Source organism: Caulobacter sp. (assembly GCF_049283275.1).
Taxonomy (GTDB): Bacteria; Pseudomonadota; Alphaproteobacteria; order Caulobacterales; family Caulobacteraceae; genus Caulobacter.
Map to the genome: position 1 here is coordinate 1 of NZ_JBAPVS010000271.1, position 11,562 is coordinate 11,562.

The following is an 11,562-nucleotide window of genomic DNA, read 5'->3' on the forward strand; positions in this document are numbered from 1 at the left end:
GTCTTGTTGGCTTCGGGCCAGCAGCTCATGAGCCACGGCTCCGGCGGCGACGCCCACGCGGCGTTCGACGCGGCCCTGGCCAAGATCGAGACGCGGATTCGCCGCTACAAGCGGCGGCTGAAGAGCCATTCCATCGCCGCCTCGGCCAAACAGGCCGAAAACGCCTCGATGTACGTGCTGCGCGCGCCCGACGAGGACGACGGCGTCGGCGAGAACTGGGATTCCGAGGACGCCCACCCGTCGGGCGCCCCGGCGGCGATGTTCATCGCCGAGACCCAGGCTTCGCTGAAGGTGATGACCGTTTCGATGGCGGTCATGGAACTGGACTTGACCGAGTCCCAGGCAATCGTGTTTAGGAACGCCGCCCACGACGGTTTGTCGGTGGTCTACAGGCGGCCTGACGGAAATATCGGCTGGATCGACCCCGAACGCACCAAGTCGCTGAACGGGCACGCACCGGCCGTAGGCTGATCGAACCTCGGATCGGTCGGCGCGTTTCGGTAGGCCACCTGTGGCGACGAAACGCGACGACCGACTGCGAGCGAGTTTCCCACCATGACCATCGGCGATCTACTGGAGCCCGGCGCGGTCACCCTGCGGGTCAGCGCCGCCAACAAGCGTCAGGTTCTCGGCGTGATCGCCGATGTCGCCGGCCGCGTGTTCGGCGTTGATTCCGAAGGCGCCCTGGAGGGTCTGATCGAGCGCGAGAACGCCGGTTCGACCGGCGTGGGGCAGGGCGTGGCGATTCCGCACGCCCGACTGTCCGACATCGACCGGGTTCGCGCGGTGTTCGTTCGCCTGGAGACGCCGGTGGCGTTCGGGTCCGTCGACGACAAGCCGGTGGACCTGCTGGTGGCGCTGTTCGCGCCCAAGGACGCCGATTCCAGCCACCTGCGGGCCCTGGCCCGCATCTCGCGGCTGATGCGCCAGCCTGAAATGCGCGAGCAGCTGCGCAAGGCCCGCTCGGCCGACGCCGTCCACGTGATGCTGACCCAGGCCCAAGAGAGCAAGCCCACGGCGGCCTGAGGCCGCTCCTAAACCCGCTTCATGCTCAGGATCTTCACCGGCGGATTGAGCATCTGGCCCGCCATGGCCGGATAGGGCGCGGGGCCGTCGGCCTTCAGGGCCAGGATCTTCTTGACGATGTCCAGGCCCTGGACCACCCCGCCGAAGGCCGCGAAGCCCTGGTTGTCGCCCGCCTGGCCCGGATGAGCGTCGAGATAGGGCTGGGGGCTGGCGCAGATGAAGAAGTCGCAGGTGGCGCTGCCGGGGGTGTTGCGGGCCATCGAGATGGTCCCGGCCCGGTGCTTGATCCCGGTCAGGCGGGTGCTTTCGTGGGCGATGGGGGCGTAGCGGCGCACCCGCACCGGCGGGCCGCCCTGGATCGAGCCGGCGCCCTTGAGGCCCTTGGTCTTGGAGGCGCGGTAGAAGGTCCCGCCGTCGTACTTGCGGGCGTCGACATAGCGCAGGAAATTGCCGGCCGTGATCGGCGCCTTGCCGGTCTCCAGCTCGACGACGATCGTCCCATGATCGGTCTGGATCGCCACGCGCGGCTTGGCTTGAGGCGTTGATTGGGCGGCCCAAGCAGGGACCGCCACCAGCAGTCCAGCCACGCTCAGCAAACCCCGGCGTCCGATCCTCGCGTCGCTCATGCCGTCTTCCTCGCCCGTGCCGTCGGTCAGGACTGCTTAACGCGGCCCATGGGGCGCGTCGACAGGCTCAGGATGAGGTTTTCGATGATTGGGGCCTGTACAATGGTCCTCGTCCTGAGCTTGTCGAAGGACGAGGACCACGCACGGCATGGACCGTTGAAGGTCTAGTGCACCGAGACCGGCGCCAGTTCGTGGGCGAGGGCGGCGGCGACCGCCGCGTCCTTGTCGGTCAGGACGGCCAGGCGCGCGCCGTCGGCGCGAAACACCGCATAGAGCGTCTGGTCGGGAGAGAGGTCGACCTCGTCGGACACGCCGACCGGGACATCCGCCATGATCTCCGCCGCCTTGATGGGGCGCACATAGACCAGGTCGGGAGCGCCCAGGGCCGCGAAGGCCTCGGCGGAGAAGAACGGGGTAGCGGGATTAGGTGTCATAAGACCACCTCCTTCGGGAAAGGAACGCCCCGTGGCGCGTCTCGGTTCAGACCGCGCTTCGGGGGATTGTCATCGGAAACCGTCTGGGACCGATCTTGAGCTCAGCCCGCCGAGCGGATGGGGATGCGGCGGACCAGCCGTTCGGGCTCCGGACGGGCCAGATCCACGTGCAGCAGACCGTGCTCCAGCGTGGCGGCCGTGACCTCCATGCCGTCGGCCAGCACGAAGGTTCGCAGGAAGCCGCGGGCGGCGATGCCGCGATGCAGATAGGCCTTGTCGACCTCGGACTTGCCCTCGGACTCGCGCCGCCCGGCCACCACCAGCTGACCGCCTTCGACGGTCACATGCAGCTGGTCGGGCGAGAAGCCGGCCACGGCCAGGGTGATGCGCACCCCGCCGTCCTCGCCCTGCTCGACATTGTAGGGCGGATAGCTTTCGGCGGCGGCCTTGGCCGCGCGCTCGATCAGGTCTCGGGTGTGTTCGAAGCCCAGCAGGAAGGGGCTGTCGAACAGGATCGTCCGGGTCATCGCGAAGTCCTCGCTTAAGCGACTTCGTTCGCGAGGATCAGACCCGAAATCGGCGCCCGGCCTCGCAACGTGAGACTCAGGTGGCGATGGGCGGGGGCGGGTTCAAGGGCGTGCGGCAAAGGTCCTCCCCCTGTGGGGGAGGTGTCGCCCGAAGGGCGACGGTGGGGGGAGGGCTATGGCTTCGACGGCGCGATACGGCCATCTGCCCAGACTCCCCCCACCGATCGCTTCGAGATCGCCTCCCCCATAGGGGGAGGGTCTAAGAGGCGCGAGCCTCCTACTTCTTCGTCCAGCCGCCATCCAGCGGCTTCCAGTACTGGCCGGGGGCCAGGCGGGCGTAGAGCTGCTTGGCGGTGGCCTGGCCGGCGGCGTCGGGCGTGACGCCGGTCTTGGCGGCGATGTCCTTGTAGGCGGCCGCGCGGCCGAGGTTGATCTCGGCCACGGCGGCGCGCAGGGCCGCGTCGCCGCCCGAGACAATGCCCAGATAGCCGTCGGCCTGCTCGCCCACGGTTCCGGACGCCTTGCCGGCGTCGACGGCGGCCTTGGCGGCGGCCGATTGGGCCAGGGCGGGAAGGGCCCCGAAGCTCACGGCGCCCAGCGAGGCGGCCAGGGCCAGGACCGTCATAGTCTTGCGGATCATGTCGGTTCCTCTCTTAGAACAGGTTGGGGTTCTGCTGGATCAGCGACTGGACTTCCTTGTCCAGCCGCACGCGCACGTCGGCGTCCAGCTTGGCGTAGATATTGATCGGGTCGACCTTGACCCGCACCGTCGGGGTGCACGCCGCCAGGGCGCCCACCGCGAGGAGGGGAAGGATCAGAGCGCGCTTCATGGCAGGTGTCTCCAGTTCTCGATAAATCTGCGGGTTCAAGGCTGAACCGCGTCTGAACGTGGCGCTTGCGCCGGGGTCGGACTCGGGGATGGGGATGGGATCGAAGCCGGGACGGACGCGACGGGCGCTTCGGGCTCGCTTTCCTGCCACCCACGCCTCCAGGCCGCGAGGAGTTCGTCGAAGTTTAACGACGTATCCAGCGTCAGGTCGACCGGCGTCTTGGCGGGCAGGGGAATGCGGCGCTGGAAGGCGCTGCCGTTGAGCAGCTCCATCAGGCCGATCCTGGCCTTTTCGACGATCTTGGGATCGTGCTCGCCCTTGATGTGGAACAGCACGCCCAGGCGACCCTTGTCGGTGCTGCTGACCTTGGCCTCCAGCGTGCTGAAGCTGAGGTTCTCCATGGCCTGGTAGGCGAAGTCCTGGATGGCGTTGACCGGAACATCCTTCTTGACGGTCAACGGGTCGTTGGGGTCGACCGTCCCCTGGCCCGCGTCCACCCCGGTCAGGGCCTGGCGGGCGATCGACAGGCGGCCGGGGCCGGTCGCATAGACCCTGCCGTCGATGAAGCGCAGGCCGGCCGGACCCGCCTCGAAAGGCAGTCGGCCGTCGATGGTCGCCTCGACCTTGATCTTGTCGGCCAGGGACGAGCCGGCGATCATTTCGCCCAGGTCCAGGCCCGCGATATTGACCACGCCCTTGATCACGCCCTTGCCGTCCAGCGGCAGGTCCAGCGGTTCAACGGTGATCTTGCCCTTCGAGGCCTCGAAGGTCGCGCCCTCCAGACGCAGGGCCTCGGCGCCCAGGGCCAGGCTGGCCTGGACCGACTGGATCGGCACGATGGCGTCGATGCTGTCGATGGTCATGACCTGGCCGGGCGGGCTGGTCAGCGGGGCCAGGCTGTCGAAGACGATCTGGCCTTTCAGCCGATGGACCTGGCCCAGCGGGCTCTTGAAATCCAGCCCCGGGGTCGAGACCCGGCCCTGGCTGGTCATCACCTCGCCGGCCCAGGCGAAGCGGCCGGTGAAGGCCACGGGGCCCTCGGCCTCGCGGGCGACCGCGGCCAGGGGCGTCAGGCCCAGGGGCTGCAGCCCGCCCTTAGCGAAGACCAGTCTGGAGGCGTCGATATCGGCCTGGCCCCGGCCGGCCGCCACGTCGTGGCGCAGGGTCACGGTTCCGACCGGACGGCCGTCCAGGGTCGAGGCATTCAGCCCGCCGGTCCACTGGCCGCGCGCCAGGTCGACCTCGCCGACCATGGCGAGGGTCTCGAAGCGCTTGCCTTCGGTCGAGGCCTCGACGATGCGGCCGCCCGTGACCTTGACCTGGGCGGCGTCGAAACCGCGTCCGCCGGCGACGAAGCCGGCGCTGACCCCTTCGACCCGCGCCTGGGCGGCATTGACCAGGGCCTGGCCGTCCTTGATCTGGCCCGAGGCCCGCCACCGGCCGTCGCCGGTCACGAGCAGCGGCTGGGCGGTCGGGCAGAGGCTGAACGTCACGTCGCTGATCGGCGGCTCGCCCATCAGGATCGCCTGGGCGGTCAGGGGCGTGCAGCGGTTCAGCCTGACCGTCAGCCCGCCGCCGGCCAGCCGGGCCCGGCCCGCCAGGGTTCCCGCCAGCCCCGCCAAGGGCGGAACGTCCAGCTTCCCCGCCACGATCACGTCGCTGGTCAGGCCCGAGGGGTCGGACCGCCAATTGAGGGCCTTCAAGCTGATGTCGGGCAGGCCGCCGCCGCCCAGGGCGACCACGGCCCGGCCGCCGCCGACCCCGTCCCGCATCGCCAGCAAAGGACCGCCGGGCGCGCTCAGCACGGCCTTGGCGCCGGTCGCGGCGGTCAGGGCGATGGGGCGGGGCAGGGACAGCGTCGTCTGGCCGCCGGTGATCCCCAGTTTCAGGGCCGGGGCGCTGACCCCGAAACCGGACAGCGCCTTGGCGGCGGCCTGGGCGTAGTCGGGATTGGGCAGGGCGGCGCTGAACCGCTGGGCGTCGGGACCGCTCATGGCCCCGTCGGCGTCGGCATGGGCGTCCAGGGCCAGGGCGATCCCGTCGGTCCCGACCGAGAACCGGCCCTCGCCGTCGGCCGCCAGGCTGGACAGCACGATCCCGCCCGCCGCCGCCCGCCCGCCGCCCAGGGCCACGCTCAGCGGACCGCTGATCGAGCTGCGCTGGGCGTTCGAGACCAGGGTCAGGCTGGACGACTGGACCTCAACCGAGGTGCGCGACAAGGCCGCGCCGCCGGCCACGGCCCGGTCGGCGTTGGCGGCCAGGCGGGTGCGAGCCGAGCCGCGCACTCCAGTCGGATCATAGGTCAGGGCCAGGTTCGACAGGTCCAGGTCGGCGACCACGTCGCGGCTGTCCAGGCCCTGAGCGGTCAGGCGCTCGCCGCGCGCGTGCAGCGTGGTCTTGCCGGTCAGGCCGCCGCGCTTGAAGTCGCCGCTCAACAGGCCGGCCACGGCCAGATTGGCCTCCAGCCCGCCCAGGCTGGCGGCTTCGATCTCGGCGCCCCGGGCTTTCAGCGCCAGGCGCGCCTCGGCCGGTCCGACCATCGAGAGCCGCTGCAGGTCCGGATAGGTCAGGTCGGCCTGCAGCGAGCCCTGCGCCTCGGTCAGGTCCAGCTGTCCGGCGCTGAGGGCCTTGACCGCCAGCTGGACGTCCAGGCTCAGCCGGTCGCCGCGTTTGCGGGCCTTGATCAGGGCGCCGTTGGTCTCGAACGACAGGCCTTGGGTCGCGTAGCGCATGGGGCCCAGCCGGCCGTCGAAGCGCAGCAGCTTGCCGTCGTCCAGGCTGGCGTCGCCGGTCAGGCGGGCCGGGCCGCCGGGCGTGCGCAGCAGCACCCGGGCGTCCTCGATCAGGATCGCCGGACCCGGCGTGGTCGGTTCGGCCGGCGACTTCAGCGCCGCGTCGATCAGCGGCTGCAGGGTTCCGAAGGTCAGGCCGTTCTGGTCCAGCCGGGCGTTGACCCGAGGCCGCACCAGCCGCACGGCCCGGGTGTTGAGCGCGAACGCGCCGCCCGTCCAGGGCGAGACCAGGTCATAGGCCACCTCGATACGTTCGGCCGAGAACACCGGGGCGTTCTTGGGACCCAGGCGGATCGCGCCGGCGAAGCCGGTGGCGTCCAGGTCGTCCAGCTCCAGCGTCGCCTCGATCCCCTTGTCGTTCAGCCAGGCCAGGGCCAGTTCGCGGCTGATCTCGCGGCGGCCGGCATAGGTGGAAAAGCCGACGGCGATGAAGGCCAGGGCCGCCAGGCTCATCGCCTCCAGCCCGGCGTCGATCAGCGCAGCGCGGCGCGACCGCGTCTGCTCCAACGCGGGCGGGGACGGCTGGGCGTCGGGTTTCGTTTCGGACAGGGGCTGTTCGGCCATCAGGGCGCACAATGCCGTAAGCTGCGGCGATTGTTAGGCCTTACTTCGCAAAGCCTAGAACGTCCTGCATGTCATAGAGGCCCGGCGGCTTGCCCTTGACCCACAAGGCGGCCGCCACCGCGCCCCGCGCGAACAGGCCCCGGTCGGTGGCCGAATGCGACAGGGTCAGCACCTCTTCCTCGCCGGCGAAGATCACGCTGTGCTCGCCGATGATCCCGCCGCCGCGCACCACGGAAAAGCCGATGGCCCCTTCCCGGCGCGGACCGGTGACGCCGTCGCGGCCGCGGTCGGCCACCTGATCCAGCCCCACGCCGCGCCCGTCGGCGGCCGCCTGGCCCAGCATCAGGGCCGTGCCCGAAGGGGCGTCGATCTTGCGCCTGTGGTGGGCCTCATGGACCTCCACGTCCCAATCGGCGGCGGGCAGGGCGGCGGCGGCCTGCCGGACCAGGCCCATCAGCATGTTGACGCCCAGCGAATAGTTGCCCGACTTGACGATGGCGACCTTGGTCGCCGCCGCCGCGATGCGGGCGTTCTGCGCGTCGGAAAAGCCGGTCGAGCCGATGACCAGGGCGGGCCCGCTGCCATCTCTTCCAGAAAGGAGGGCGGCGGCCTCGGCCAGGGCCACGGAAGCCTCGGGAATCGTGAAGTCGATGACCACCTCGGCGGCCTTCAGGGCGACATCGGGCGCGACGAGATCGTCACCGACCGCGCCGGGCCGATCAAATCGTCCGACGATCACCGCGTCGGATCGACCGTCCAAGGTCCGCGCCAGGGCCTGACCCATCCGGCCAAGGGCGCCCGCCAGAGCAATGGTAACGGTACCTTTGGACGGAGCTAAGTCGTTCTGGCTCAAGGCGATCTCCCCGGGATGACGCGCGCGGTAGTCTCCCGACCCGCCCCCTCAGGTCAAGACAAAGTCCCCCTACGGCATGACCCGATGACAACGCTGGTCAGGCGCAAATCCAGCTAGAACAAGCGTTTGCGTCGAAAAACTTCAAGCGTCCGAGGTTGTTACGCCCCCGCCCGGTCGCTACGGTGCGGCCCCATAAGGGCGCGTCGCATCGTTCGGCGCCTCCATCATCGTGTGACGAAGCAGGGGAACGCGCCATGAGCGACGCGGAAAAGAAGACCTTCACGGACGAGGAAGCGCTGAATTTCCACCGCTATCCCACCCCCGGGAAGATCGCCATCGTGCCGACCAAGCCGATGGCCACCCAGCGCGACCTCTCCCTGGCCTATTCCCCCGGCGTCGCCGTCCCCGTCCACGCCATCGCCGCCGACCCGGACATGGCCTACGAATACACCTCCAAGGGCAACCTGGTGGCGGTGATCTCCAACGGGACCGCGATCCTGGGCCTGGGCGACCTGGGGGCCCTGGCCTCCAAGCCGGTGATGGAAGGCAAGAGCGTCCTGTTCAAGCGCTTCGGCGACGTCGACAGCATCGACATCGAGATCAGCTCCAAGGACGCCGACGAGATCATCACGGTGGTCAAGAACATCGGGATCACGTTCGGCGGCATCAATCTGGAGGACATCAAGAGCCCCGAGTGCTTCCGCATCGAGACCGAGCTGCAGGAGCTGCTCGACATCCCGGTGTTCCACGACGACCAGCACGGCACGGCGATCATCTGCGCCGCCGGCCTGATCAACGCCTGCCACATCACCGGCAAGAAGCTGGAGGACGTCAAGGTCGTGCTCAACGGCCCCGGCGCGGCCGGCATCGCCTCGCTGGAGCTGATCAAGGCCATGGGCGTGCGGCCCGAGAACGTCATCGCCGTCGACAGCAAGGGCGTCCTCTACCAGGGCCGCACCGAGGGCATGAACCAGTGGAAGAGCGCCCACGCGGTCGACACCCCGCTGCGCACCCTGGCCGAGGCCGTGGTCGGCGCCGACGTGCTTCTTGGCCTCTCGGCGAAAGGCGCCTTCACGCCCCAGATGATCGCCAGCATGGCCCCCAACCCGGTCATCTTCGCCATGGCCAATCCGGACCCGGAGATCACGCCGGAAGAGGTCCATGCGATCCGCAAGGACGCGATCATGGGCACCGGCCGCAGCGACTATCCCAACCAGGTCAACAACGTCCTGGGCTTTCCCTACATCTTCCGCGGCGCCCTGGACGTGCGGGCCCGTCGCGTGAACCATGAGATGAAGATCGCCTGCGCCAACGCCCTGGCCATGCTGGCCCGCGAGGACGTGCCCGACGAGGTCGCCGCCGCCTATCACGGCCGCCAGCTGAAGTTCGGCCCGCAATACATCATCCCCTCGGCCTTCGACCCGCGCCTGATCTGGTACGTGCCGCCGTTCGTCGCCCAGGCGGCGATGGACACCGGCGTGGCCCGCAAGCCGATCGCCGACATGGACGCCTATCGCGCGGGCCTGGCCCAGCGCCTGGATCCCACCGCCGGCTTCCTGCAGAAGATCAGCGGGGCGGTGCTGGCCAATCCCAAGACGATCGTGTTCGCCGAGGGCGAGGACCCCTCGGTGATCCGCGCCGCCTACGCCTACCAGACCGGCGGCTACGGCAAGGCCATCCTGTGCGGCCGCGAGAACCTGGTGGCCGAGAACATGCGCGTGGTGGGCCTGGACCCCGACACCGCCGGGCTGGAGATCATCAACGCCCGCCTCAGCGACCGCAATCCCGACTATGTCGACGCCCTCTACATCCGCCTGCAGCGCGAGGGCTATCTGAAGCGCGACGTCCAGCGCCTGATCAACCAGGACCGCAACAGCTTCGCCGCCTCGATGGTCACCCTGGGCGAGGCCGACGGCATGGTCACCGGCGTCACCCGCAGCTTCGACCAGGCCCTGGAAGAGGTGCTGCGCGTCGTCGATCCGGCCCCCGGCGGCCGGATCATGGGCATGTCGGTGGTGCTGGCCAAGGGCCGCACCGTCTTCGTGGCCGACACCAACGTCACCGAACTGCCCGACGCCGACGAGCTGGTCGAGATCGCCTGCGAAGCCGCCCGCGCCGTCAAGCGCCTGGGCTTCAAGCCGCGCGTGGCCTTCATGAGCTATTCCACCTTCGGCAACCCGATGGGCGAGCGCTCGGACAAGGTGCGCGAGGCCGTGGCCATGCTCGACGAGATGGACGTCGACTTCGAATACGAGGGCGAAATGCCGCCCGAACTGGCGCTGGACCCGGAAAAGCGCGCCAACTACCCGTTCATGCGCCTGACCGACAGCGCCAACATCCTGGTCATGCCGGCCATCCACTCGGCTTCGATCGCGACGAAGCTGGTGCAGTCGCTCGGGGGCGCGACGGTGATTGGGCCGGTGCTGCTGGGCCTGTCGAAGTCGATCCAGATCGCGCCGTTGAGCGCGTCGGTGTCGAAGATTCTGAATATGGCGATGATGGCGGCGTACGAGGGGACGGAGGGGTAGGGGCGGTGGAGTAGGGGGACCCCTTCCCGTCCGCACCTTTTAGGATGTTGAACTACGCCTATCTGGGTTCCACATATTTTTCTTGCTGGTCGAAGTATCCGCAGGAAACATAGCCAAACGCTTGCCATATTTGATCCAGCAAGGGCTTCAATATATATGGCATGTTGGTATTTATATCATCCGCATAGGATACGGTTTGTCTGTCGAATATAAGGTATTCTCGATCCACCTTATTTCGTCCACGACCGAATGGGTCATTAAAGAACGCGATATCTGTGCCAAAAGCGGTTTTGATCCTGAAATCAACCGTATAAAGATCCGCACCAGTCACTTTCCTTGAGGCTTCTACGGCTGATTTCACTGACGCTATGAGGCTTTTCATTAACACAAGACCGGGCAGGGGCCGACCTTCACGTCTTCCTGTAACGTATCCGTCAGCGACTTCTATTATTCCGTGTCGATATATACGTGTATATCCCGGAAAGAAATCATCAATTCCCGTATATGTATATTCTATTCCATCCAATCTCGGGCGCGGACTCGACCCACTATGTAAATCAAAAGACGTATAATGAGGTAATATTTCGATTACTTTTGGAAGATTAAATCTGAATGTAAATGTTTCATCGAATATCGGCGTCACAATCAATAATGCGCCATGCTGTTCGGCTGAAAGGCGCTGCGAAAGATCATAAGATCGACCGATGAAACGCTCCCATCGTTCATCGACGAACTCGCCAACGCGGGTGAATAGGTCAGCTTCTCGGCGGACAGCGAATTTTATTTCCTCGCGCGACATGGTCCGAACCGATCTTTCATCTCGAACGAAGAATCGAGTGCCCGCAGAAGCAACTTCGTAAGGCTGATCACTGCCCCGAGGTATGGAGGCTACCAATACTTGGCAACCTTCAGTCTCAATGGCACTGAACCCTAAACCTGGAATATGGGGTGTTACACCGCTCCTAGCTACTGATTCCAGCCACTGGATCGCATTGTCTATTTCTTCGATCGGAACGCCGATTGCTTCTTCGAAGTTTCCGTCCTTTTCTCGTATTCCTATCAATATAAGGCCGCCGTCTCGGTTGGCAAATCCGCTAAGATCTTTCGCAAATTCTTTTCTGCCGCCTTCGGTGGCCGAATACATCTGAGACTTGTATTCCAAAGTTGCCGATTCCGGTGCCTTGGCCCGAACTAAAGCCGCAACCCGACCTGACAATTCCGATTTGATCACGGCAATCCCTCCCGGCTTGCGCCTATGTTCGGCCTCCATCCGCCCCTCAGCGGATGACGCCACGTCCTGAAACCCTTGGTGGAAGGGGAGCTCTGGGGTCTGACCGTGTCAAGGATCGCCTCCGGCGACCGCGTCGCGGCGGCGCGGCGCG

11 protein-coding genes are annotated in these 11,562 nt (G+C 67.0%); 3 read left to right on the forward strand and 8 right to left on the reverse strand.

The window, feature by feature from the left end; translation table 11 throughout:
- Together WAL33_RS15335 and WAL33_RS15340 are read left to right on the forward strand one after the other, a co-directional pair.
- Positions 1–471 (forward strand): sigma 54 modulation/S30EA ribosomal C-terminal domain-containing protein (locus WAL33_RS15335; protein WP_422182387.1); only part of this gene is annotated, 471 nt, incomplete at its 5' end.
- An 84-nt stretch (positions 472–555) separates the two neighbouring features.
- Positions 556–1,026 (forward strand): PTS sugar transporter subunit IIA, encoded by a 471-nt coding sequence (locus WAL33_RS15340; RefSeq protein ID WP_422182388.1) that lies wholly within the window; start codon positions 556–558, stop codon positions 1,024–1,026.
- Between the two features lie 8 nt (positions 1,027–1,034).
- Here the strand turns inward: WAL33_RS15340 and WAL33_RS15345 are convergent, their stop codons facing one another.
- From WAL33_RS15345 to dapB, 7 genes are all read right to left on the reverse strand, one after another.
- Positions 1,035–1,652 carry a peptidylprolyl isomerase gene (locus WAL33_RS15345; protein ID WP_422182389.1) on the reverse strand — a complete coding sequence of 206 codons (618 nt, stop codon included), beginning with the start codon at positions 1,650–1,652 and terminating at the stop codon, positions 1,035–1,037.
- Between the two features lie 164 nt (positions 1,653–1,816).
- Positions 1,817–2,086, reverse strand: a complete 270-nt coding sequence (locus WAL33_RS15350) for a DUF1150 family protein (RefSeq protein WP_422182390.1) — start codon at positions 2,084–2,086, stop codon at positions 1,817–1,819.
- 101 nt (positions 2,087–2,187) lie between these two features.
- Positions 2,188–2,613 carry an Hsp20 family protein gene (locus tag WAL33_RS15355; RefSeq protein ID WP_422182391.1) on the reverse strand — a complete coding sequence of 142 codons (426 nt, stop codon included), beginning with the start codon at positions 2,611–2,613 and terminating at the stop codon, positions 2,188–2,190.
- A gap of 277 nt (positions 2,614–2,890) precedes the next feature.
- Entirely contained in the window at positions 2,891–3,253 is a 363-nt protein-coding gene (locus tag WAL33_RS15360; RefSeq protein ID WP_422182392.1) for a YdbL family protein, read from the reverse strand.
- Between the two features lie 13 nt (positions 3,254–3,266).
- Entirely contained in the window at positions 3,267–3,443 is a 177-nt protein-coding gene (locus tag WAL33_RS15365; protein ID WP_422182393.1) for a YnbE family lipoprotein, read from the reverse strand.
- Positions 3,444–3,478: 35 nt separating this feature from the next.
- Entirely contained in the window at positions 3,479–6,799 is a 3,321-nt protein-coding gene (locus WAL33_RS15370; protein ID WP_422182394.1) for an intermembrane phospholipid transport protein YdbH family protein, read from the reverse strand.
- Between the two features lie 40 nt (positions 6,800–6,839).
- Positions 6,840–7,652 (reverse strand): 4-hydroxy-tetrahydrodipicolinate reductase, encoded by an 813-nt coding sequence (gene dapB, locus WAL33_RS15375; RefSeq protein ID WP_422182395.1) that lies wholly within the window; start codon positions 7,650–7,652, stop codon positions 6,840–6,842.
- Positions 7,653–7,906: 254 nt separating this feature from the next.
- On the opposite strand from dapB, the gene WAL33_RS15380 reads away from it, so the two are divergent.
- Positions 7,907–10,180 carry an NADP-dependent malic enzyme gene (locus tag WAL33_RS15380; protein WP_422182396.1) on the forward strand — a complete coding sequence of 758 codons (2,274 nt, stop codon included), beginning with the start codon at positions 7,907–7,909 and terminating at the stop codon, positions 10,178–10,180.
- Positions 10,181–10,238: 58 nt separating this feature from the next.
- On the opposite strand, the gene WAL33_RS15385 is transcribed toward WAL33_RS15380, so the two are convergent.
- Positions 10,239–11,450, reverse strand: coding sequence for a helix-turn-helix domain-containing protein (locus WAL33_RS15385; RefSeq protein WP_422182397.1), 1,212 nt, complete (start codon positions 11,448–11,450; stop codon positions 10,239–10,241).
- Positions 11,451–11,562: the final 112 nt, after the last annotated feature.